This is a genomic window from Rosenbergiella collisarenosi (assembly GCF_018494085.1).
GTDB lineage: Bacteria > Pseudomonadota > Gammaproteobacteria > Enterobacterales > Enterobacteriaceae > Rosenbergiella > Rosenbergiella collisarenosi.
Genome location: NZ_JABBFP010000003.1, coordinates 44880 through 68680 on the forward strand (window position 1 = coordinate 44880; position 23801 = coordinate 68680).

Here is a 23801-nt window from a genome sequence, read left to right on the forward strand (position 1 = left end):
TCGGCGAGGCTTAGTTTAGGCCATTCGTCAGGCTTGGGATCTTACTGGTGAACGAGCTTACCGCGATGGCACGGTTATCTGCGCGATAGCGATCCTGCGGGCCGGGAGCGGAACTCTGGACCCCGATGATCTGCCATTGATTATTAGTTTTAATCATTAGCGGCGAGCCGCTATCGCCTGGCAATGTATCACATTGGTGGGAGAGCACTGCCGTTTGCGCCCAGCCAGTAATCTTACAGCCTTCATGAGCAAACAGATTATCGAGGTTATCCGCGGGATAACCGGCTTGAGTCACTAAATTATTCACCGATTTAAGCGCTACATCGAGTTGATCTCTGTCGCCGCTAAAAAGCGGAATAGGTGTTATTGCAGAAGGTGGGTTATGTAAAATAACGATGGCGTAATCGGACGGTGCGGCTCTAGCTGGGACGATCCAACCTTCACCGGCGGCTTTCAATTTCCCTGCTAGCGTCGGGGCGACTTTTGCGTCAATGTCGTGTAACTCATACCGCCACCCTTTCTTAGTCGTCACAAACCGTAGCGCGACAGGGGGATCGAACTTACCGGGAGGGGCGAGCAGACAGTGACCTGCCGTTAATGCAATATGCGGAGAAATAAGCGTGGCCGTGCATAAGTTACCACTTTCAGTTTCCAATTGACCGATAGCATCCCAAGGATGATCTTGGGGTTTAGCAATTTCCACGCGATGGTCTTGGCCAAAAAATAACGTCTTAATCTGCGCTGCGCTGAGCGTATCGTCATCTGCGTAAGCATGGAAATTACAGCAGATAAGGGTTAAAAAACATATTTTTTCGAAGCGCATAAGGTTCTCAACGGCCGCAGGAGTAGATGTAGTATAGCGATACTATAGTCGTATCAATGGGGAAAAGGGAGGGAATTGTCACGGTGAGGATAATGCTAGACAAAACAACAGGCAGCCATAATACCACAAACGACAACGGTCAGAAGTATAATTTCATAACGGTAGCGGCGCATCATGGGTAAACTCCCGTAAAGAAACACCCGGTAAAACCGGGTGCTTGTATCACTATGACGCTAGTAGCGTTCGAGACGTACTTATTTTTTAGTGACTTTCTTAGCGTGGTGCTTTTTAGCAGCTTGTGCTTTTTGTGCTGCAGCAGGTTTTACTTTCTTAGCGTGGTGCTTTTTAGCTGCTTGCGCTTTTTGTGCTGCAGCAGGTTTTACTTTCTTAGCGTGGTGCTTTTTAGCCGCTTGTGCTTTTTGCTCTGCAGCAGGTTTAGCTTTCTTAGCGTGGTGCTTTTTAGCCGCTTGCGCTTTTTGCTCTGCAGCAGGTTTAGCTTTCTTAGCATGATGCTTTTTAGCATGGTGCTTAGCAGGTGCAGCAGTAGTCGTAGTCTTAGCAGTTGTAGCTGCTGGGGCAGCTGTAGTGTCTGCAGCGAAAGCTGCTGAAGAGATACCCATAGCCGCGGCAACTACCAGTGCGAAAAGCTTTTTCATTTGAATTTCCTCAATATCACATTATCGGATAGCCCACTGCGGAGCCGGTAGAGACACTATATGAGTAATCGCATTGGCTGTCCGTGAGTGATTGGTATCGGTATGTAACGGTATGTACAATCACCTTATCGGCCTAGATAGCGCTGTTCCAAGTGGCGTTTAAACCAGTGTGGATTGAGCGTTTCCCCTGTTGCCTGCTGGATCAAGTTGTCCACTGAATACCGGCTGCCATGCTGCCAAATATTTTCTTTTAACCAGTTAAAGGTGGGCGCTAGATCACCCGTAGCGATAGCGGTTTCGCTCTCCGGTTGTTGGTCACGCATTGCATTAAACAATTGGGCAGCATACATCGCCCCCAGCGTATAGGTAGGGAAGTAACCGAAGGAGCCGTCTGTCCAATGGATATCCTGCATACAGCCATCACGATAGTTGCCCGCAGTACTAAGCCCTAAATAGCGCTGCATTTTCTCATCCCACAGTTCAGGGATATCGCTTACCTCAATCTCAGCGTTAATCAACGCGCGCTCAATTTCATAGCGCAAGATGACATGCGCTGGATAGCTCACCTCATCGGCATCGACACGGATCAACCCGGGTGCAACCCGTTGAACCTGCTGCACCAAATCGTTCAAGGTGAGATCTGTAGCCGCCGTTAAATTTTGGCAGATCAGCGGGTGTAGGCCTTTTAGAAATGATGTGCTACGCCCGAGTTGCATCTCGAAAAATAGGCTTTGCGACTCATGGATAGCGGTCGAACGTGCTAAAGCAATAGGTTGACCCGACCATTGGCTAGGTAGGTTTTGTTCGTAGCGCGCGTGTCCAGTTTCATGAATAACGCCCATCAAGGCACTCAGGAATTCTTGTGTATCGTAACGAGTCGTAATACGAACATCCGTCGGTACGCCGCCACAGAAAGGGTGAGCACTGATATCAAGCCTACCATGGTCGAAATTAAAATCTAGGCGCTGCATCACGGCCTGAGCCAGTGCCTGTTGCTGAGATATTGGGAAGATGCGAGTCGTTTGTGAGGGCGCAAGGGGCGGCTGCTTAGCGACCACCTCTTGTAATAGTTCTGGAAGCCACTGGGTTAAGTCCCCGAAGATCGTATCAAGACGTTGGCTGGTCATGCCAGGCTCATAGAGATTAAGCAGCGCATCGTACGGCGATCCCCCTAATTTCTGTGCGCGTAGCTGGGCTTCTTGGCGTGCGAGATCAACAACGGGGACCAGATTACGTTGGAAACCTTGCCAGTCGTTATCGATGCGTTGTTGGCGCCAGGCTTGTTCGCATCGACTCCCCGCTAAGGCTTTCGCCTCCACTAGCTCGGCAGGCAATAGGGCTGCATCGGTATACTGACGGGCCATCTCGCGCAGATTCGCGAGCTGGTCATCATCCAGTCCTTCGTTTTGCGCCTGTGCTAAGAGTTCGCCAGTCGTTTGCTGAACTAAAATCTCGTGGTGCATAACGCTGAGTTCGGCTAGCGCTTCGCCGCGTGCGTCGCTGCCCCCGTGCGGCATCATCGTCTGCATATCCCATCCAGCAATCGCCGAAAGATGGTTAAGGCGGGACAAGCGTTGAAAACGTTCAGTTAGAGCTTGATAGGCAGTCATGAGAGATCCTTGCGTACGGTAGGAGGAAGGGGCATATCTTGAGTAAGTGGGCTCAAGGGCCAGCTAAAACGTAAACATGCGCCCCCTAAGGGGCTGCTTTCTGCGCGAATAGTTCCTTGAAATGCCTGCGCAATTGAGTGAACAATCGCCAGTCCCAATCCGCAGCCGCCGGTAGCACGATCACGGCTAGGGTCCAGTCGCACAAAGGGTTCGAAGATCTTGATGCGTTGTTCGGCGGGGATACCCTCGCCGTCATCTTCAACCTGTAAATATCCATGCTGAGCATCGAACCAAAGGCTGATGCGTATTCGCTGTTGTGCGTAGCGCAGGGCATTATTAACCAGGTTATCTAAGACGCGTTCTAATAATCGATTATCGAGACTGTGGATCGCAGCCTGTGCAGGGATATCAAGATCAATCGTTTTATCTGTGCGTATCAGACGTAGGTCGTCGACACATTCTACTAACCATTCACGGAGATCGAATTGTTGCAAAGAGAGCGCGACCTGAGGTCGATCGAGACGTGCAAACGTGAGCAACTCTTGGATCAGTCCTTCAAGTTGACCAATATCTCGATTTAACGCTGTTGACTCAGCATCTGAAAGGTTATCACTCATCTCCAACCGATAACGCATACGCACCAATGGCGTACGCAATTCATGCGCGATACCATCAATCAGCCGTTTTTTGCTCGCCACTAAATCTTTAATGTTATCGGCCATTTGATTAAAGGCTACGCCGAGTCGGAATAGGCTTGAGGTACTTTCAAATTGCGTACGGGCATCTAAATCACCCTCACCGAAGCGTTGTGCCATTTTTTCCAACTTCAACATTTCTTGCCAGTGGGGGCGCATCCAAATAAATACCGGTAGTGCGAGCGACATGGCGATAAACGTCAAAAGTAAGACATCAAGCATCCTCATCTGATGTAAAAAAAACAGATAAGGAATAGGGCCGACGGAAAGCACGTAGTGGCTGCGAGGAATATGCTGGATAAACGTGTATTGGTCATCGAGCGCAACGATCTCCCCAGAGTGTAAGCGGCGCATATCCGTAGCGGGTAACTGGTAGTTAGTGAGCGGTTCGATATGTAATTTAAACGATAGATTGAGGTCGAGGTTATCAACCGTGCTATTCCAGTCTTTGGGCGGGATCTCGCGTAATTCACTACGCATCAGTGATAGCGAACTGGCCATCAAATCGTTCATCGACTGTCGGCCAGCGCGTTCGGCTGTCATTTTGTACACCAGTCCGACCAATAAGGTCATCACGATAAAACAGACGAACAGTAATAGATAAAATTGAATGAATAATTTTTTCATTCCGCCTCGGTTTCCCACGCTTGTGGGGCAAACAGATACCCTTTATTACGAATGGTTTTAATGCGAAACGGCTCTGTCGCATTATCGTGAAGTTTCTTGCGCAGTCGAGAGATCGCTACATCAATACTACGATCCATGCCGTCATAACTGACACCCCTTAACGTTTGCAGCAACGCATCACGATTGAGGATTTGTCCAGCGTGACTAGCAAGCTCCCACAATAAGTCAAAATCGGCCGTTGAGAGGGCAATATTCTCTCCATCCAAGATAACTTGTCGGTTGAGCATATCGATGGAGAGTTTACCAAAACTTATGAATCGACTATTACGCTGAGCGGGGGGACGCTCTTCTCCCACCGAATGGGACTGTGTTTGGCGAAGATGCAGACGTAATCGCGCGAGTAAGACGGCGGGAGGCGTTGTTTTTAAGATATAGTCATTGGCGCCCATTTCGAGGGCGAGAATATGATTCATATCGCTATCCAAAGAGGTGAGCAATACGATTGGCCCTTGCCATTGGCTACGGAGATCACGGCACAACGACATTCCGTCTTTTCCCGGTAACATGACGTCGAGTAACACGAGATCCGGCTGAGCGGCCAAAATTGTAGCTTCTGCGCGATCTCCACGTGTTTCAATAGTGACCTCAATATCATGTTTTTTTAAGTAAGCAGAAATTAATTCACCCACCTCAATTTCATCTTCAACGTAAACTATTTTATTCATTTTTAACAAATTTCTTTTATTATTTAACAATAAAACAACGTTATTGGAAATTATAGCTACGTTATCACGAAAAAGGCATCTCTTGCTGGTATAATAACGTAATTATATGCGACTATAAGCGCCGAAGATAAGTAGGTTTGATTATAAAAATTGGGGGATGATGTGCCAACGCCATCGACATTAATGAAGAAAGAAAATGACTGTTTTTCCTTTAATTACAGTCGATTACTCTCTGCTTCGTGCAAGAAAAAATGGCGATTCGTAGATGCAATTTATGGCGTACTCCCTATCTTTGGTGTCGTCACACGTAAGACAGCACACAATAAACTCGCTACTGCTGAATATTTTAAAGAGTTGGCTCTGCAAATAATTTCAACTCAAGTCAGCGATGAAATGAATATTGCGCGTTTACTCGTTCTAGCAGAACAGCAAAATATCAAACAGTTCACTATCCAATTACCCTATTCCCTTTCTGAACAACAAATCTCTCTTATATACTCGGAATATCGAAAGGCTGTCACGTTACGTCAAGAAAGTGATTTTCTTCACGTCAATTTCTGATCCGCTCGCACGACTCTATAGGGTGGTTAGCGCAATGATGCAGCCACTTGTGATAATCGTGAGAATAATCAGCTTATCAAGAGTGCGTAGCCGATAGTGTTGGCGATGTTGCCAAGCGGCAAAGAGAAAGACCATCAGCCCTGGCGCATACAAGGTTAACGACATTAACAGATTCGTCAAACCAGAGGCATAAATCAGCCATAATCCATACAGTGTTGCACCGATGCCGATGAGCAGAGGTGAGTAGTTACGCGCTTGATAACAGACCTTGGTGAGAAAAAGACCGACTAGTAGATAGGGGACTAGCACCATCTCAGAGGCAATCGTGAGCAAGGTACTGTAGTCCAGATGGAAAAAGGCAATCGCAATTAAACATGCCTGCACGCTAATATTCGTCATCCATAGACTGCCTATCGGGGCATCAGCGGTGTTTTGTGCAGCAATAAGTTTGGGAAAAGCACCACGTTTAGCAGCAATAAAAGGGATTTCTGCCGCCATAATTGTCCAACTTAAGTAAGCGCCCGAGACTGATAGAATAATCCCACCGACAATAATCCAATAGCCATACGGACCAATCATCTGGGCGAGTAGTCCACCCATTGAGGGGTTTTTCATGTTCGCAAGGGTATCTCGAGGGATAATCCCCAAAGATAAGATGGTCACTAACAGATAAACACTCAATGCAGCAATGACCGCAAAGAGGGTGGCTTTGCCAATATCCTCTTTATTCTTCGCTCGACCGGACACCACGACCGCACCCTCAACACCGATAAATACCCAGAGGGTGATAAGCATGGTTTGTTTAACCTGTGCCCATACTGGGAGATGTAACTGCATACCCGAAAAATCGAAGGAGAATTGACGATAATCGAAATGCAGGAGGCCAAGGACAATAAATAACGCCAACGGTACGAGCTTACCAAAGGTTGCGAGGATATTGATACTGGCGGCAGTTTGTACACCCCGCGCGACAAGACCATGAATAACCCATAATAGTATCGAAGCGCCTAGCATCGATTGCCAAGTGTTGCCTTCGCCGAAAAGTACATGGCCTGGAGAATCGGTAAAAAAACTGAGTGCAGAGAACACGACCACTAGGTAAGAGACATTGGCAATCACAGCACATAGCCAATAGCCCCAAGCAGAAAGGAATCCGATTGTCTTACCAAAGCCATCTTCAGCATAGGTAAATATGCCGCCATCAAGGTCAGGACGTAAGCGTGAAAGGTAGAGCATGGCGGTGGCCAAAAATAAGATGCCAATACCGGTGATTGACCAGCCAATGATCAGGGCTTCCGATCCGGAGACTGCAGCCATATTTTGAGGCAGACTGAAGACGCCGGCGCCGAGCATCGAACTGAGCACTAACGCGGTGAGTGCACCAACACCTAATTTCTTTGCAGTCATAAATACCTACGAACTTACTAAAATGTCTTATTGAGATTACTTAAACAGCAGGTGATGCTAAAAAAAGAAAACAACACAGCATATTTCAAGGAGCGAGTCAGGGCGGTGATTCTACGAATTGAGCGGTGAGAATGCAATGAGTATAAATGCGGAAAAATGCTTATTTATGCATTAAGAGTGTAAAAAAAAGCACCCTAAGGTGCTTTTCAGACTATTTAAAGAGTTCGGCGGTGACAGTGAGGTTACCTCCACTCTGATTCTGCCACTGGCGGGTAATATGGTAATACTTCGCCCCTTTATCAGCGGCTCTGCGTGCAATGGCGGTCGACATCTCAGTAGGATTGCCGAAGTGAGCGGTGATTGTGACCGTATCGAACGGCGTCATCTGTGCAGCCGTCAAATCATTAACTTCTTGGATCTTTCCACCTTGTGGCAGAGACACTGTATAGCGTTTGTTCGTCGACGAGTGTGTTTCATAAAAACGTCCCACGTTTTCGCTGGCAGATTCAGAAGACGCGACACCTGGGATCTCGACCTTCTTCGCTGCCGCGCCCCCTGCTGCTAGGGCTGCCTTGCCGGCTTGTGAATCTGCAGGAATCGCGTCGGGGTTTTGAACGACTCGTTTTGGCGCATCAGCTTTATAAATATAGGCAGTGATGTACTGATTACCGCCATTATTCGCCGCAATTTGGCGGATAATAAAGAACGAATCCGCATCTTTCGCCTTCGCTGCACGAGCGATAGCATATTCGGCTTGCGGTTGGCTAGGATAGAACCCTCTAATACTGACGGTATCATAGGGCTCTAAGCGGTAAGCTTCCGCCTTAGGCAATTCCTTGACGCCATCGATGTAGCGGTATTGCGGTTCTTTTGGCGCCGGTGCGGAATCAGGAAGATAGAGATCAGCGGTGACGCGCCAATTTCCGCCATTGCTATTACTATCGTGTACAGAGACGACGTAGAAACTGGCGGCACCGGCATCATCAGCCCGTTTGGAAACGGAGTTGCTGACATCGAGTAATGAATTAAAGCGACCTGTGAAATTGATTCTTTTATAGGGTGCAAGAGTCGCGGCTTTTTGCGGGCTCAGTTCCTGAGCGGCATAAGCATTAGACAGCCCGAGCGAAATAAGCGCCGTTGCTAAAACAGTAGCATTCAGTTTCATAAAACGTCCTTCAGCTTACGCAGAAAAAGAGAATTTATTGTTTGCTGTTGAAGGGTGATTATTACACGGAAAGAATCTGCTGTCTTAGTCAATTTATTGCCCTATCTTGTTGAAAGAGCCGCGGATAAGTGAAGGGATAATAATTTTATCCCTTTACTTAGTATTGTAAGAATCATTGGGAACTACGTGTTTATTTCATCCGGACGCATAACGAGTAAGTCGCAACGTAGGTGGTCGATGACTTGTTCAGCCGTATTGCCCAAAAAGGCTGCTGAAAACCCGGTACGTCCAAAGGTGCCTAATACGACTACGCCTGCATTTAATTTAGCCGCTAGCTCAGGGATCACCTCTTCGGGTTCGCCTTGTTCTACATAAGTATTGCCGCTATCGATAGAGAAGGGCTGTCGAAGTTCTTTCATCGCTAATAAATGCTGACCCCGTACCGCATCGCTATAACTTTGCGCATCAAAATCGGGTAATTCAATGGCCAAATTCACTGGGGTAATAGGATAAGCGCCTACTAAGCGCACCTCGGTATGGTTGACGTGTTCGGCGAGGGCTTGAGTTTCACGTACCAATTTTCTATTAAGCGCATCGTGTTGCTCGTCATCGCTGACCAAATTAACCGCAACTACCGCCGTCGCATTGTCTGGCCAAGGTTGGTCCTTAACCATCCACACCGGGCAGGGGCTCTTGCGCAAAAGCTGCCAATCCGTAGGGGTGAATATCACCGATTCGAGGCGGTCATATTGGTGGGCCATTTTGAGAACCAAGTCATAAGCGCCGATGTCGATTTCTTGAAAAATCGCATCTTGTTGGCGATTGTGCCAGATAACTTTTAACGTGATTTGAACGCCTGCTTCCAGATACGTGCGAGCCTGATACCTTAACCACTCCGTACGTTGCTGGATCATTTCTTGGCGCATACCCTCTCTTTCCTCTGAGGCCAAAGCGGTCGTCAGCTCGTAAGAAAGGTCGTAAATTGCAAGGAATGCGGTAATTTTACCACCAAGACGCTGATTCAAGTAGACGGCACGCCGTAGGGCGGGCTGGTCATCCTGATCAGGGTCAATGACCACGAGAATATTTTGATACTGCGTCATATGACGTCCCCTCAGCCTATTAAGTTAACCTAAGGATAGTCCGGTTTCGGAGGATATGAGAGAAAAAACCGGATCATCATTGCTCAGTAACATAGCGTATCCGGTTTGGGTTATCTAGATAATTGTTAAGCGCATTTCTGGACATGGCCCGCCAGAGAATTCAACATCTCATGATTTTCAATCGTGATATATTTACCTTTCACAGAGAGCATCCCACTTTTTTGGAAACGACCCAATAGGCGGCTAATTGTCTCCACCGTTAACCCGAGGTAGTTGCCAATATCCCCCCGCGTCATCGTCAACCGAAATTCGCGTTGAGAGAATCCACGTTGTGCAAATCGCTGCGAGAGATTCCAAATGAAAGCGGCTAAACGTTCTTCTGCATTCTTTTTAGAGAGTAGAAGGATCATTTCTTGGTCAGCTTTAATTTCGCCGCTCATAAGTCGCATAATCTGATGACGGAGGGCCGGCATTTTACCTGCTAAATCATCCAGTGTATCAAAGGGTATTTCACAGACCATTGAGGTCTCTAAAGCTTGTGCGAAAGAAGGGTGGTGACCAGATGTGATTGCATCGAAGCCGATAACATCTCCCGCTAGATGAAAGCCGGTAATTTGCTCATCACCTTGCTCAGTGATCGTATAACTTTTAAGAGTACCGGAGCGTATTGCATATAAAGACTTTAGCTCATCGCCAGCCTTAAACAGCGATTGGGACTTTTGGATAGGTTTTTTGCGTTCGATAATATTGTCTAACTGGTTGAGTTCATGAATCTTTAAGGTAAAAGGGATACAGAGTTGATTAATGCTACAATCTTGACAATGTATTGAACTGCCATTGATCGGCGCGCGTTTGATTAGTCTTTTTTCACTGAGCATGATGAATTCTCCGTTAATTTGTCTAGAGGTACTTTAACATTTTTCGCGAAGAAAAAAAGGTCTTAACCACGATCAATTTATGGTCTTTTTTTTGTTAGAAATACTGACAATTAATTTGTTTTTAATCAATAATATAACCTAATAATACGAATCATACTCATAAAGCATTTACAATAAAATACATTCAATACAATGAACTTATAAATACAATTAATATTAGGCTTCTAACTATATTAAGCCCATAATTTCACCATTTTTCCTTTTAATCGTATAAATAACCATCAAAATATTTATTTTTAGTTATGAGTTATAGTTATCTTGCATACATAAGAGTAATATCACTTATGTTTTTTATTAAGTTCATGTATTAAAACAATAAAAGATATTTTACTTTAATAAAAAAGTAGTTTTATTCAGTATGAGTGAATAGTCACGGATAGTCGCACGGAGTTGTTCAGCGGTGGCATTGAGTGCCGTATCGACAGGAGTAATGATCCCTACAGCCTCGCCCAGATCGCTAAAGTGCAAAGGTAATGGAGTAAGCGCTTGATGTTGCAGGTCCTCCCTGACGGCTCCGGAGGGGACGAACCAAACATAGTTGTAATGTAGCGCTAACTGTCTGGCGAGCGAAGTCGATGAGGTTTCGACGCGGGTTTCGGGTAATATACAGTGCTGGCTGGCTAGAATACGTTGTGCAATGCGCCATGGAGCCGTCCCTTCAGGTGAGATGACCACTGGCCAATTCATTGCTGCAGCTAAACTTACATTGCCTTTAAGGAGAGGATGGGCTGGGTTTACGACGAGTTTAATTTTTTCAGTGAAAAGTAGCTCGTATTCGAGCCCCTCCATAAAGGCCTTTTCAGCGAGCCTTCCAATTCCTAAATCGTATTCGCGCGCCCGTAGGGCAGCGAGTAAAACGTTATTGTGTAGCGTGGATACTTGCAGTTGAACGTTAGGGCTACGATGATGGAAAGCATCAATGATCCTCGGCAAAATCCCCATCGCCACCGTGGTTAGTGCGGCGAGACGGATCACCTGTACTGGGGCAGTTTCCAGCATAAAGATAGTGTCTGTCGCATGTTGAAGAGTGTTTAGTATTTGTAGGGCATGAGGAAGTAGTTGCTGCCCCTCATGCGTGAGCGTAACGCCTTGACCGTGCCGAATAAAGATATCGTACCCACAAAGCTGTTTTAATTCCGTCAATGTCTTTGAAAGGGCCGGTTGGCTAATGGAAAGCATTTTAGCCGCTGCACTAATCGATTTTTGCTGTGCGACGGCGGCCAAAGCATGAAAATGCCTTAAGCGAATTTTTTGATTAAATCGGTGAATATCCATTAGCCGGTCCCTTGTTAAAAAATTGCTCTTTAAAGGTAGGCACAATGTTATGACAGAAAAAAACCCGCCTGTAAATGCGGGTTTCTGGGTTTGAATAACGCTAAGTTACTGATTTGAACGCAAGATAGGGTAGCGTTTTAGGCTCCATGCGCACCAGAGTAGGCTAATTAATCCGAATGCTGCCCCGGCATAACCGATCACCGATAATCCTAGAGCGTTACTAATTTGCCCCCCCAGTAGTGCACCAGCACCGATACCGATATTATAAATACCCGACAGTAACGACATGGCGACATCGGTCGCATCGGGGGCTAAGGATAATACTCTGATCTGCAGCGCTAAATTTATCATCATCATTGCTATTCCCCAGACCACGCAGAGCAAAATAGTCTCGAAATTATGGCTTGCGGTGACATAAAGTAGAGCCATACATAGGGTGATGAGGAAGATGGCGCCTAAAAGCAGTCCCGACGGGAATTTTTTACCTAGAGCACTAAATAAAGTACTCCCAAATATTCCTGCGCCACCGAATAACAGTAAGAGCAAGGTGGTAAAGTTAGCACTTTGCAGGGCGACTGCCTGAATAAACGGCTCTATATAGCTGTAAGCTGTATAGTGAGCGGTCACCACAATCGTTACCAGTAGGTATAGACATACCAACGGTGGACGACGGAAAAGCTCAGGAACGCTTTTTAGAGAGCCGGTATGTTCACTCGGTAATTTTGGAAGCAAGCGAGCGAGCATAATCATTAACACAAAAGAAGAGATGCCAATCAACCCGAACGTTGAACGCCAGCCCAGATATTGGCCAATAATCCGCCCAATCGGCACGCCCAACACCATTGCTAATGCGGTTCCCGTAGCAAGAATACTTAGCGCTTGAGTTCGCTTACCAAGCGGGGCAATCCGGATCACCAAGGAGGCATTTATCGACCAAAAAATAGCATGCGTAATGGCGATCCCAATACGCGAAGCAATCAGTGCATTAAAGTCCCAAGCGAAGGCAGAGAAAACGTGACTGACCGTAAAAACAATCAACAGGATCACGAGCAAAAACCGCCGCTCGATATTACGAGTGACCAGCATAAGCGGTAACGATAATAAGGCTACACACCATGCATAGATGGTCAGCATGATCCCAACATCGGCCGTCTTCATTTGGTATGAAGTTGCGATATCAGACAGTAACCCTACAGGGACAAACTCTGTAGTGTTGAAGATAAATGCAGAGATCGCCAACAAGAGTACCCGTAACCATGCCACCTTGCGCGGGACGGGGGGGATATCCTCTTGATGAGATGAGGTAACTGAAGGTTCTACAATCATAGAAATCTTATTGCCTAAAATTAACGTGATTTGGATCACAGTATAGCGTCATTGACGCAGATTCAATATCTACATTATTCAGTATAATCAATATGTCCAGACTCGCCATCTTTAGGTCAATTCCCTGCACTATTTACCGTCTGGTATTATGCAAAAGTCAATGATCCGTTCTTCTCCCTATCCCCATACCGAACTTATCCGAACAGTTAATACACATAAACTTTGCTTTAACGCAATTATCGCTTAAGAAGAATTAACTAAAATTACTGTCCTCTCGACGGTCTTAAGGGAAAAATAGAAGAGTGAAAAACATTTTTATTACGGGAACCGACACCGCTGTAGGGAAAACGGTCGTTACACTTGCGCTATTACGTGTACTTCAACAACAAGGGGTAGAGTGCGCCGGTTATAAACCGTTATCACAGAACGCGCAGTGGACAGAAGAGGGACTGCGTTGTGCAGATGCGCAATTACTGCAGGATGCCTCGACGCTCGCGTTGGAATATAAGGACGTTAATCCTTATCCCTTTACTGGAAGCGAGGTAAGTACTGGCGCGATTACTACAGTCAGTGAACAGTTTCTCTCAGCGGGCCTATCGTATCTTGAAAGCTGTGTTGAGCGTGTAGTCGTTGAGGGAACCGGAGGATGGCATAGTAGGATTAATACCCAAAATCCGCTCTCTGATTGGGTGATTAAGCAGAAAATCCCGGTTATTCTGGTGGTGGGCATAAAACTTGGCTGCATCAATCATGCTATTTTAACGGCTGAATCAATCTCGCAGCAGGGGGGAGAACTCGTTGGTTGGGTAGCCAATCGCATCAATCCCGGCCTCGAAGAGTATCAACAACTTATCTCTATACTTACCCAGCATATTGCTGCACCTAAAATTGGCGAAATCCCCTATTTAGCGCGTATTAATCAGAAAGACCTTTCTTCTTATTTTAGTACCGCAACACTCCGCACCTTTTTCACGCATAAAAAAACAGGGCATTAAGCCCTGTTATCAACGTCCTCAACTACTGAGAAGCGGCTTGAGAGGGCGTGTTGCTCTCATCAGCAGTGCGTTTATAAACAATTTTCTGCTGATCATTTTCACAGTGACCCACGACGAGTCCGCCTTGCTGTTCAGCTTGATCGTTAGGAACCACATCTAAGGAGAATGCTGACTCGGCAACGCCATTTTGTATAATTTTTTGCTGGATGTCGGCTTTGACCGATTCGCAAGATGCCTGAGTGAGCATGGGAACCAGTAACAGCCCGGAGAGTAACGTTAAGCCTAATTTTTTCATTACCTTTTCCTCACATTAAGGTTGGATGGGGCGTCCGGTTTGACGGTCAAGACAGCGTAATGTATTGGGTTCCCAATAAGCATTAAGATTAAGACTCTGTTGGCAAGCCTCTTTCGTATCAATGGCACGATCGAGACGGTTAAAGTCTTTGACATTACGGGTATTGATCTTGTTACGCAGAGTGCGGCTATCATCCCACTGCTCTTTGTGTTCACGAGAAAGCTCGCTACTGTAGCTCGAATGGCCGTTATCGATAATAAGATGCTCGGTCTGAGCCATCACCGGCTGAGCCACTGATCCCAAACAGGCCAGAATACACGCCGCGGGTAACATCCTGATTAACTTCTTCATTGTTTTACCTTTTCTCATCCTTACGATTAGCCTGAAGGTCTAAGTCTACCACGATTATTTTATTGATAGCGTGGATATACTCAAGCTTTGTCTACACGTAGACCGGCATAAGATTGGCTGACCGGCATCATTTCCAGCGTATTAATATTTACGTGCGCAGGTAAGGTTGCGACCCAATACACCGCCTCGGTGACGTCTTCAGGAGTCAGCGCTTGTGTACCTTGATAGACGTTTGCGGCTTTATCATCATCGCCTTTAAAACGAATATTGGAAAACTCGGTGCCGCCGACTAATCCAGGCTCGATATTAGTGACCCGTATCGCCGTGCCGAATAAGTCGGTGCGTAGATTTAAGCTAAACTGCCTGACGAAAGCTTTAGTCGCGCCATATACGTTGCCGCCCTCATAGGGCCAATTGCCTGCTGTCGAGCCGATATTAATGATATGCCCCTTGTTGCGCTTAACCATATTGGGTAAGACTGCACGCGAGACATACATCACACCTTTAGTATTGGTATCTACCATCGTCTCCCAGTCTTTGGGATCGGCTTCCTGTGCATGACCGAGGCCTAGGGCGAGACCAGCGTTGTTAACCGTTACATCAATATCTTGCCAATCAGTAGGCAATGCGGAGAGTTGTTGTTCAATTTCTTGATAATCGCGCACATCTAGTTTCACGGGATAGAACGCATCGCCTAATTGGCTTTTAAGGGCCTGAAGCCGCTCATCCCGACGGCCGGTACCGATGACTTTATGACCCTGTTTGATGAAATGCTTAGTAATTGCCTCACCGAATCCTGAGGTTGCACCAGTGACTAAAATAATCATGCTTGCTCCATAAAGAAATAGGTTATCAACTTACCATAGCACTCATTCTTATTGGCTGCTCTATTTTTGCTTTACAAAATATGGCGTTCTCTGCAGGGTAAGGGACTCTTAGGATTTATATAACTTGGTATAGGGCTTGCAACCCATTTTTATTTATCATTAAGGAACATTCATGCGTTATGCCATTAGGGCCGCATTTTTCGATTTCCCCGCTCGTCTAGCTGACCCCGCACAGGCAAGCGGTCATGCGCGCTATATAGAAGAGGGGGTGTTACTGATCGATCACGGTAAGATTGTTCAGTTGCTGGAATGGGAAGAGCGTACGCAGGTCCCCGATTGGGAAGAGTATGACTACCTTGATCTGCGTGGGAAGATTATTTTCCCGGGTTTTATCGATACGCATATTCATTTTCCACAGATAGGTATGGTTGGCTCTTGGGGTGAGCAACTTCTTGAGTGGTTAGAGGAGTATACGTTTCCCGCTGAAATCGACTATCAAGACCGTGCGTTCGCTACAGAGATGGCCGCGAAATTTCTGGATCAATGTCTCGAGAATGGGACGACGACCGCGTTAATTTTTGGATCGGTACATGAAGGGTCGACCGACGCGCTGTTTGAAGCCGCTGAACATCGAGAAATGCGGATCATTGCTGGGAAAGTGATGATGGATCGGTTTGTCCCCGACGCGCTTTGTGAGAAGGTCGCCGAGAGTTACCAGCAGACCAAAAACCTCATCGAGCGTTGGCATAATAAAGGTCGGCTTAGCTATGCGCTCACTCCACGATTTGCGCCGACCTCGACCCCCGAATTACTCGCGGCAGTTGGGCAACTCAAACGAGAATATCCCGATGTTTGGCTACAAACTCATCTCAGTGAAAATCCGCAGGAGATAGCTTGGGTGAAAGAGCTTTTCCCCGACCAACAAGATTATCTCTCTGTCTACCATCATTACGGCCTAACGGGTCCACGTAGCGTGTTCGCACACTGTTTGCACCTAGAGGAAGCGGAGTGGCAATGTTTAGCGCGCAGCGATTCTGCGATTAGTTTCTGTCCGACTTCCAATCTGTTCTTAGGCAGCGGACTGTTTAATCTACGTAAGGCGCATCAACATAACGTTAAAATAGGGATGGGGACCGATATTGGTGCGGGGACGAGTTTCTCATTACTCCGTACGCTCTCTGAAGCTTACAAGGTTCAACAGCTCCAGCATTACGCGTTAACCGTTGCGGAAGCGTTTTATCACGCGACCCTAGGCGGGGCTGTATCATTATCACTTGACGATAAGATTGGGAATTTTCTACCTGGGAAGGAGGCTGATTTTATCGTCATTGATTGTGCAGTCACGCCGCTACAAACTCTTCGGCAGGCTCGCTGTCGCGATATTTGGGAACGTTTATTCGTATTGATGACCCTAGGCGACGAGCGAAATATCCGTCAAACTTGGGTTAATGGGCGTTGCGCATTCCAACGCCACAATAATTGAGTGGGGTGGCCCACTAGCCTAGTGGGCCGCCTTCGATCGTTTCACACATTCCAGCCAAGATACGTTCACCCGTCTCATGACGAAGTTCTTGATACCAAGCCTCAGTCTGCTGTGGATCCTTTGCATGGGTGATCTCGCACCGTTTGCGGGCTTTAAGCACTAAATCGCGAGTACGTACCGTCCGGCGCTGCTGGTAGCGGCGTAGGCTATCTTCAATCCCCAAGGAATGGCTACCGATGATCTCTGCCAGCACCACGGCATCCTCAATAGCCGCACAGCCTCCTTGGCCGATATCGGGGGTGGTACTGTGTGCCGCATCGCCGAGTAAGGCGACGCGGCCTTTGACAAAGGTATCGAACGGTTCGATATCATGGATCTCTACCCGGTTAGTGGTCATCGGATCGAGTACCCTAATAAGCTGTTGTACCGCGGGGCACCAGCCTGCAAAATACCTTTGCAAATCATGTCGTAGGGTAGCTCTGTCTTCAGGTAAGCCTGTAGGGAGTGGCACATCAAAGAAGAAATAAAATCGGTTATTACTCACCGGCATCAGTGACACGCGTTTACCTTCGCCAACAAACGTTGTCCATTGTGCAGCGGGGGCAATAGCTTCATCTATGCCGACCAGTCCATTCCAATTTACATATCCCGCATAGCGGCGAGGTAAACTTTCCTCTAAAACATAATGGCGAGCGACTGAATGGGTGCCATCTGCCGCGATCAGGAAGTCACCTTGCGCGTGAGTCCCGTCATCGAAGGTTACTGTCACGCCCTGCGGGTTTTGATCGATTGCGGTCAGGCGTTTGCCAAACTGAATGCGCTGCTTACCGTAATGGTCGATAAGCATATTTTGTAACTCGGCTCTCACGACGGGATAGGGTTTTTCACCCACCCGCTGAATTAAAGGAGTCATACTAAATTGGGTCAACGGGGAGCCCTGTTGGTAGTCTAAATAAGCCATCGATTGCATATCGCCGCCTAGCGCCTTAATCTTAGCCCCCATACCTAACGCATTAAGGCATTTGACCCCATTTGGCCAGATAGAGATTGCTGCGCCAACGGGCTTCATCTCTTTTACAGCCTCGTAGACTTCAGTCTGTATCCCTTGCTTTTCCAGCGCGATTGCGCTCGACATGCCACCAATACCTGCCCCAATAATTATTGCTTTCATAATAGACCCCTCACAAACAGATAATCATCTGCTGCAACTTTTGTACCAATCCTAAGACATCTGTCGTTTTGGTTTCATTCCCGTATATAGCGGATTGTTCGCATTATGATTGGGAGAGGCTTGCACCAGCATCGCTCACTGCACTATTGTAGGGAGACTTTTTTAGAGGATGACATAATGCATACACAACGAATACTTACTGTATTGATCACCGTGCTGGGCTTTACGGCTTCTATGCACGGCTACGCCGCAAAGCAGAACTCTCCGCTCGATGCTTATCCGTCTACGGTTGATGGGTTACAACGTCACGTTATCGAGTTGGCGGCCGTTAGTCATGAAGATGAGCGCCAGGTGGAAGTGATCATTGGACAGAAACAGCAGGTAGACTGCAATCACACCTCACTACTCGGTTCATTCTCAACCCATACGGTGGAAGGATGGGGCTATGACTATTATAAAGTAGAGATAAAACCGGGGCGTATCTCAACGAAAATGGCCTGTCTGCATCAAGCTTCGCAGATCAAGTTTGTGTCATTACCGCTGAGCACAGCGCAACGCTTCATCCGTTACAACAGTAAGTTACCTATAGTGGTTTATGCGCCAAAGGGAATAGATGTTAATTATCGTATTTGGCAAGCGAGCCCCGAGATTGCTGCTGCGGCACGTAAATAATAGAGCGCCTTAAGGCGCTCTGGAAGGTTTTATTGTTGGCCGAGGATCTGAGTGACCTGTGACGCGGTCACTTTTTCCTGTTTGCCCGCGAAGCGGCCACGCACATAGTTGGTCAACTCTGCGATCTCACTATCGGTCAACGTATGACGGTAGCCAGGCATCGACCATGAAAGATGACCGATGGTTTGTGGTGTCTGCGCCCCTTGCCCGATGACCTGTACGAGGTTAGCCGGATTATCCGCCATTACGGCTAAATTATTACGTAGTGCAGGGATAACGTCGGCGGTTCCTTGGCCGTCTTTACCATGACAGGTGGAGCAATAACGAAGATAGTGATTGTCTGGGTCTGTTACTGTGGCTTGTACGGATGTCGGCGTGTTTGGACGTCCTTGCTGTAAAGAAGCCAGATACACGCCTATTGCCTGCGCATCCTCATCAGTCAGGTATTGAGTGCTATGGGTGATAACCGGGGACATCGGCCCAGATACCGCGCTGCTAGTGTTGTGTCCCGTCTTAAGTAATAACGCCGTTTGCTGGGCATCGTAGGGCAGATGACGGAGAGAAGGCGCATACCATCCCTCAATGTCTGCACCTGCAAGGTAATCCTCACTTGCGGAGGTCGTTCCTTTTTCTTGCATCATCCAGCCACGGGGTGTATGACACGCACCGCAATGACCGGGGCCTTCTACAAGCCATGCTCCACGCTCCAAAGGTGTTTCGTTTTGAGGCGTAGAAACGGCGTCCTTTTGCTGTGGCGCGTTGAAGATATTCCAGACTCGTAACGGCCAGCGCGCAGCAAGATACCAAGGGATATCATTGGAACGGTTAGGAAGGTTAGCCGCAGGCACGCCTTGCATAAAATAGGTATAAAGCGCATGGATATCGTGATCACTGAACCGCGCGTAGGCGGTATACGGCATAGCGGGATAGAGAAGATGCCCATCTTTTGCCACGCCTTTACGTAAGGCTTGTGAAAACTCGGCCTCACTATAACCGCCTATACCATACTGTTTATCTGGACTAATATTGGTCGAGTAGAGGGTACCGATGGGTAGCGTAAACTTCACCCCACCAGCATAGGGTTTGCCACCCTCCTGGGTATGACAAGCCATACAATCCGCCGCACGTGCTAGATATTCACCCTGAGTGATCAGGGTGTTATCGGGTGCTGCGTGGCACTGTAACGAAAGGCCTGCGAGAGCCGCTAATGCCCATAACCGTTTCATGATGACTCTCCCTGTGGCCCAACTAATTCGTTTACGGCACGCCAAGCTTGATCGATGGCAGCGTGTGCATAAGGACTCCAGTCTGAATCCGAGTTAGCAATAGCGATAAGACCGAATGGCTGACGCGCAGTTTTAATTAGCGCTTCTGCTTGCTCTTCGTCGTCAAACATCGTGTTAACAATATACGAATAGCCATGTGCCCAACGATTTACCGTAATTCCGAGAATATCTTTCTCATGATCGAATCCAGCTTGGCCTAGCATTCCCTGTAATTGGTCGCGGACCATAGTTTCAAAGGTACTGAATGGTGTACCGAGTAACCAGGCACGCCCTTTACGAGACTGCTCTCGGTTCGATAAGCCACTACCGGCGAGTGTTGGAACATGGACCATATGAAGACAGATAGGCTTATCGGGATCACGGGGGTGGCGGTAATCGCCCATATCAACCGGGAAGTCGAGTTTGACCATACTGAACGGGGCAGCCGGTGAATAGACATCATGTACCCCGAGCTGTTGGAAGGATCGCCATTGGCGTATCACCACATTACAGTAAACTAAAGGCGCTTTAACGTTTTCATGTAGCGCCGCTTTCTGCGCCTCAGGAAGAGTGGGGATTAGCCAAGGAATGATCATGTTGTAGCAGGCCATCACCACATGAGACGCCGATACTTTATGTAATTCCCCTTGCTGGAAATAACTCACTTCAGCGGCAGATTCATGCTGAGCGACGTTAACGACCGTGCTGTTTAAGCGTAAATTGACGTTATGGTCAGGCCGGTCAAGCTGAGCATAATCAAATTGCGCGGTAACACAGTCGTGCATGGTATCACCCGGCGCAACCTGTGGAATGAGGCGACGTACCATCATCCGTGCCAGTCCTGCGTTACCATCAGGGAAGTGATAGATATAAGGATCGCTTAACTCAGCTTGATCCTCAGGATCGAGGGGAGGAAGTCCCATTCCCTCAAAGCCAGGCAGTCCACAGAGTTGTGCATCATTACAGGCCGTCGCATCAATCCCCACTGCCTGAAAATCATTGGTCATCTGTTGGAAATAAGCGATCGCCGTCTGAGAAAGCCCAACTTTGTCCTGAAGGAATTCGAGATAACTATGCTTAGCGAGCCAGGCGAGTTTCTGCTGAGTATCCATACCCGGTAGATAATCTTTGGGCAGTGTATGCAGCAGGATTAGGGCTTGGCGATCGGCAGAGGAAAGCGGAAAATCATTAATATAGTCGGCGATAGGACGGCCATTACGACGATTAGCCGGGATATCATCGGCCACAACGCCATCGGGATCGCCACTTACCAGTTTATCTTCACCAAAATGCGCCTTATCGAAATAGACTCCACGGCTTAGATTCAGATCGGGATAAAAATTAACGTCAAAGTCTTTCGCCATCTGCTGAATATCGACATTTAACGATTTCAACAGCGCTAACACGACAGGGCTGTAGATATGGGTAGGCGATTGGAAAGATTCACTGCCGCCGTAACCAATAATCGTGCCTTCTGGGGTTGAAAACTCATTACGCTTGGCATGGCCACCAAAATCGTCGTGGTTATCCAGCAATAGGATCCGCTGGTCCTTGCCTTTTTTTTGCTGCCAAAAGAGAGCGCTGGCTAATCCGCTAAGCCCAGCCCCGACAATCACGAGATCATAATGCGCTTCTGGCTGCAGTTTTGCTACGGCAGGGATGAGCCCCTCACGACCTATCTTATGGGCCATTTCAAATGAACCGGGGTGGTTTCCGCGCATTCCCATGAGGGCGGGTGGGTAGTAGCGATCTTCTTTACCACTTATTGCGGCATAGCTTAACTTCAGAGGTGTTAGGCCTGCGGCTAACGTGATAGCCGTCCCGTTCAAAAAATCACGCCGAGTGATGGGCATGTCATTCTCCATTGCTTTTATTGTTTTACACTTTTATGCGAGCAAGGGTACAGATTTTCCTCGTATGCTGCCACGCTAGTGAGTAATAACCGTGATGATTGATTAAAAATAAGCCGTAAATTTCCTTCACGATTCATCAAGATAAAATGGGACCGTTTCACTAAAAATATGCAGGGCCTATGTTAACGATCACACGAATAAACACGTCAATACTGTTTGTTTAGCGTCTAATAGCTAAAGACTTTTTTCAATTACGCTAATTTTATTAAGGAGTTATCCATGACACGTAAAGTTGCACTCATCACTGGTGGCAGTCGCGGAATCGGCGCAGCCATCGCGCGTCACTTAGCAGAGCAGGGCTTCGATATTGCGATTTCTTTTGCGCGTAATCAGGCTAAAGCGGATGAGGTTGCCGAGCACATCACAGCGTTAGGGCGAAAAATTGCATTAATTCAGGCCGATGGTTCCACCGTTGAGGGTAACCAGCGGGTCATCGCTGAGACCGTTAAACAACTAGGACGCCTTGATGTGCTCGTCTGCAATGCGGGGATCGGTAATCATAAACCGATTACCGAGGTCACTAGCGACGATATCAATGCCGTACTTAATCTTAATCTGCGCGGCATGATGATTGAAACCAGCGAGGCGTCGAAAGTGATGGGCGAGGGCGGTCGTATCATACTAATGGGGTCAGCATTTGCTGGGCGGGTACCTTTTGGTGGGCTATCCGTCTATGCGGCAACTAAGGCGGGATTACGCGGCTTTGCACAGGGTGTTGCCCGGGATCTAGGTACCAAGGGGATCACCATTAACGTTTTAGAACCCGGTCCGATCGATACCGATCTGAACCCTGCAGATACAAAAGAGGCGAAGTACCTGAGTAGTTTCGTGGCAACAGGGGCTTACGGTCAGGTTAATGATATTGCTAATGCGGTTGGCTTCCTCGCCAGCGAGAAGTCCAGCTATATTACGGGTATTGCGCTACCCGTAGATGGTGGTTTACTCGCTTAATCTTGAGGCTAGGCATCCGAAGATGCCTAGTCAGTTACTTCTCAACGTTGCCGATTAGCTCGTCTAACTTTGTCACATCAATATTGAGATCGCCAAAGGCTGCGCTGGTGGGATTATGGATTTCAATACTCGTTTTAACTTGGTAGGCAACCGTCGCTTCAGCTGTTTTGAATGACAAAACATGGCCGCTGTACCGGCGATCCTCGCTAAGAAAGTGAAAATGAAAGCCGGGTACAGAGATACGGCCAAAGAGTTCTGGCGTCCAAAAACCGATTAATTGACCAGATATCGTCGTTAGCGTGTCAACCTGCTGGGCATCTGCCATCTCTTCAACTGATCTCGTCTGCGTTTCATCACGCTGTGGACGACGAATAACGACTTTATCGAAGCAACTTTTCACATTCACCGCCAAGAAAATATTAGCGATGGCAAGCTGTTGGCTTAAATGCTGATCTAGGTTAGCTTCATTTATCCCTTTCGCCTCGAACTCATTTTCTGCTACAAACTCGGTGACTTGTAAAAAGGGGAGCCGGCAATCCGTAAGCTTATGCAGCTTTTCACCCGCCGTCGCTTCCCAAAACTCACCGCCGCAGACTGTGAGTTCACCACTGATCCCACACGAACACCCTAAGCCAAAGAGTGTTGGGCTATGGCTAGAGTTAAGAGGAAAATCGCCGGAGAAGTGACCAGACATTAGGGCACCTATGGTCGAGTATTGCGTGATTTTGCTCATAAACTCTCCGAGTAATAATGAATGATGGGGCTATCGATATAGTGTTCATTTTAGTTTCTAAGCCTAGTACTGCATTGGTGTTAGCGCTAGGTTCATTATCTAGCCGTACTATGGTGGCGAATGTTGTGATAGAGATATTGTTATTAACGATGTTAGTAGAGGTGATCATCAAGCGTTAGATGATGTCCCGTTACTAACTCCGACAACTATGTTGATGAGCTTGGGGACTTAAGT

At 47.5% G+C, this 23801-nt stretch carries 24 protein-coding genes; 6 read left to right on the forward strand and 18 right to left on the reverse strand.

Annotated elements, in window-relative coordinates; translation table 11 throughout:
• Positions 1-10: 10 nt before the first annotated feature.
• From HGT70_RS05905 to rstA, 5 genes are all read right to left on the reverse strand, one after another.
• Positions 11-823: a trypsin-like serine peptidase gene (locus tag HGT70_RS05905; protein WP_214195249.1), complete on the reverse strand. Its 813-nt coding sequence runs from the start codon at positions 821-823 to the stop codon at positions 11-13.
• Between the two features lie 254 nt (positions 824-1077).
• On the reverse strand, positions 1078-1479 hold the full coding sequence (gene asr / locus HGT70_RS05910; RefSeq protein ID WP_214195250.1) for an acid resistance repetitive basic protein Asr: 402 nt from the start codon (positions 1477-1479) through the stop codon (positions 1078-1080).
• Between the two features lie 125 nt (positions 1480-1604).
• Positions 1605-3089: a carboxypeptidase M32 gene (locus HGT70_RS05915; RefSeq protein WP_214195251.1), complete on the reverse strand. Its 1485-nt coding sequence runs from the start codon at positions 3087-3089 to the stop codon at positions 1605-1607.
• Entirely contained in the window at positions 3086-4411 is a 1326-nt protein-coding gene (rstB, locus tag HGT70_RS05920) for a two-component system sensor histidine kinase RstB (protein WP_214195252.1), read from the reverse strand. The genes HGT70_RS05915 and rstB overlap by 4 nt, the downstream gene beginning before the upstream one ends.
• Complete coding sequence (gene rstA, locus HGT70_RS05925) at positions 4408-5136, reverse strand: two-component system response regulator RstA (protein WP_214195253.1); 729 nt, start codon at positions 5134-5136, stop codon at positions 4408-4410. The genes rstB and rstA overlap by 4 nt, the downstream gene beginning before the upstream one ends.
• Positions 5137-5319: 183 nt before the next feature.
• Between rstA and HGT70_RS05930 the strand changes: the two genes are divergently transcribed.
• Positions 5320-5697, forward strand: coding sequence for a hypothetical protein (locus HGT70_RS05930; RefSeq protein ID WP_071430077.1), 378 nt, complete (start codon positions 5320-5322; stop codon positions 5695-5697).
• 15 nt (positions 5698-5712) lie between these two features.
• Here the strand turns inward: HGT70_RS05930 and HGT70_RS05935 are convergent, their stop codons facing one another.
• The 6 genes from HGT70_RS05935 to HGT70_RS05960 all read right to left on the reverse strand — a co-directional run bounded on the left by HGT70_RS05935 (position 5713) and on the right by HGT70_RS05960 (position 12911).
• Positions 5713-7104: a basic amino acid/polyamine antiporter gene (locus HGT70_RS05935; RefSeq protein WP_071430079.1), complete on the reverse strand. Its 1392-nt coding sequence runs from the start codon at positions 7102-7104 to the stop codon at positions 5713-5715.
• Between the two features lie 211 nt (positions 7105-7315).
• The gene (ydgH, locus tag HGT70_RS05940) at positions 7316-8269 is read right to left on the reverse strand and encodes a DUF1471 family protein YdgH (protein WP_071430081.1); all 954 of its coding nucleotides are present in this window, start codon (positions 8267-8269) and stop codon (positions 7316-7318) included.
• A gap of 182 nt (positions 8270-8451) precedes the next feature.
• A complete protein-coding gene (gene uspE, locus HGT70_RS05945; protein ID WP_214195255.1) occupies positions 8452-9372 on the reverse strand; it encodes a universal stress protein UspE in 921 nt (306 codons plus the stop codon).
• A 125-nt stretch (positions 9373-9497) separates the two neighbouring features.
• Positions 9498-10250: a fumarate/nitrate reduction transcriptional regulator Fnr gene (locus HGT70_RS05950; protein ID WP_071430085.1), complete on the reverse strand. Its 753-nt coding sequence runs from the start codon at positions 10248-10250 to the stop codon at positions 9498-9500.
• Positions 10251-10637: 387 nt separating this feature from the next.
• A complete protein-coding gene (locus tag HGT70_RS05955) occupies positions 10638-11585 on the reverse strand; it encodes a LysR substrate-binding domain-containing protein (protein WP_214195256.1) in 948 nt (315 codons plus the stop codon).
• 105 nt (positions 11586-11690) lie between these two features.
• Positions 11691-12911, reverse strand: a complete 1221-nt coding sequence (locus tag HGT70_RS05960; protein WP_071434973.1) for a sugar transporter — start codon at positions 12909-12911, stop codon at positions 11691-11693.
• 302 nt (positions 12912-13213) lie between these two features.
• On the opposite strand from HGT70_RS05960, the gene bioD reads away from it, so the two are divergent.
• A complete protein-coding gene (gene bioD / locus HGT70_RS05965; RefSeq protein ID WP_214195258.1) occupies positions 13214-13906 on the forward strand; it encodes a dethiobiotin synthase in 693 nt (230 codons plus the stop codon).
• Between the two features lie 22 nt (positions 13907-13928).
• Here the strand turns inward: bioD and HGT70_RS05970 are convergent, their stop codons facing one another.
• The 3 genes from HGT70_RS05970 to ydfG all read right to left on the reverse strand — a co-directional run bounded on the left by HGT70_RS05970 (position 13929) and on the right by ydfG (position 15379).
• Positions 13929-14201 (reverse strand): DUF1161 domain-containing protein, encoded by a 273-nt coding sequence (locus tag HGT70_RS05970; RefSeq protein WP_214195260.1) that lies wholly within the window; start codon positions 14199-14201, stop codon positions 13929-13931.
• A 15-nt stretch (positions 14202-14216) separates the two neighbouring features.
• Positions 14217-14552 carry a DUF1283 family protein gene (locus tag HGT70_RS05975; RefSeq protein WP_071430093.1) on the reverse strand — a complete coding sequence of 112 codons (336 nt, stop codon included), beginning with the start codon at positions 14550-14552 and terminating at the stop codon, positions 14217-14219.
• Positions 14553-14632: 80 nt separating this feature from the next.
• Positions 14633-15379 carry a bifunctional NADP-dependent 3-hydroxy acid dehydrogenase/3-hydroxypropionate dehydrogenase YdfG gene (ydfG, locus tag HGT70_RS05980; protein WP_214195261.1) on the reverse strand — a complete coding sequence of 249 codons (747 nt, stop codon included), beginning with the start codon at positions 15377-15379 and terminating at the stop codon, positions 14633-14635.
• 172 nt (positions 15380-15551) lie between these two features.
• Between ydfG and guaD the strand changes: the two genes are divergently transcribed.
• Positions 15552-16862, forward strand: a complete 1311-nt coding sequence (guaD, locus tag HGT70_RS05985; RefSeq protein WP_214195263.1) for a guanine deaminase — start codon at positions 15552-15554, stop codon at positions 16860-16862.
• A gap of 13 nt (positions 16863-16875) precedes the next feature.
• On the opposite strand, the gene hpxO is transcribed toward guaD, so the two are convergent.
• On the reverse strand, positions 16876-18033 hold the full coding sequence (gene hpxO / locus HGT70_RS05990; RefSeq protein WP_214195264.1) for an FAD-dependent urate hydroxylase HpxO: 1158 nt from the start codon (positions 18031-18033) through the stop codon (positions 16876-16878).
• Positions 18034-18210: 177 nt separating this feature from the next.
• Here hpxO and eco point away from each other — a divergent pair, with 177 nt between their 5' ends.
• On the forward strand, positions 18211-18705 hold the full coding sequence (eco, locus tag HGT70_RS05995) for a serine protease inhibitor ecotin (protein WP_214195265.1): 495 nt from the start codon (positions 18211-18213) through the stop codon (positions 18703-18705).
• A 29-nt stretch (positions 18706-18734) separates the two neighbouring features.
• Here the strand turns inward: eco and HGT70_RS06000 are convergent, their stop codons facing one another.
• Positions 18735-19931 (reverse strand): c-type cytochrome, encoded by a 1197-nt coding sequence (locus HGT70_RS06000; protein WP_214195266.1) that lies wholly within the window; start codon positions 19929-19931, stop codon positions 18735-18737.
• The gene (locus HGT70_RS06005; RefSeq protein ID WP_214195267.1) at positions 19928-21823 is read right to left on the reverse strand and encodes an NAD(P)-binding protein; all 1896 of its coding nucleotides are present in this window, start codon (positions 21821-21823) and stop codon (positions 19928-19930) included. The genes HGT70_RS06000 and HGT70_RS06005 overlap by 4 nt, the downstream gene beginning before the upstream one ends.
• Positions 21824-22102: 279 nt before the next feature.
• Here HGT70_RS06005 and HGT70_RS06010 point away from each other — a divergent pair, with 279 nt between their 5' ends.
• Complete coding sequence (locus HGT70_RS06010; RefSeq protein WP_214195268.1) at positions 22103-22834, forward strand: SDR family NAD(P)-dependent oxidoreductase; 732 nt, start codon at positions 22103-22105, stop codon at positions 22832-22834.
• Between the two features lie 34 nt (positions 22835-22868).
• On the opposite strand, the gene HGT70_RS06015 is transcribed toward HGT70_RS06010, so the two are convergent.
• Entirely contained in the window at positions 22869-23567 is a 699-nt protein-coding gene (locus HGT70_RS06015) for an acetolactate decarboxylase (RefSeq protein WP_214195269.1), read from the reverse strand.
• A gap of 41 nt (positions 23568-23608) precedes the next feature.
• Between HGT70_RS06015 and HGT70_RS06020 the strand changes: the two genes are divergently transcribed.
• Complete coding sequence (locus HGT70_RS06020) at positions 23609-23746, forward strand: hypothetical protein (protein WP_214195270.1); 138 nt, start codon at positions 23609-23611, stop codon at positions 23744-23746.
• The last annotated feature ends 55 nt before the right edge of the window (positions 23747-23801 follow it).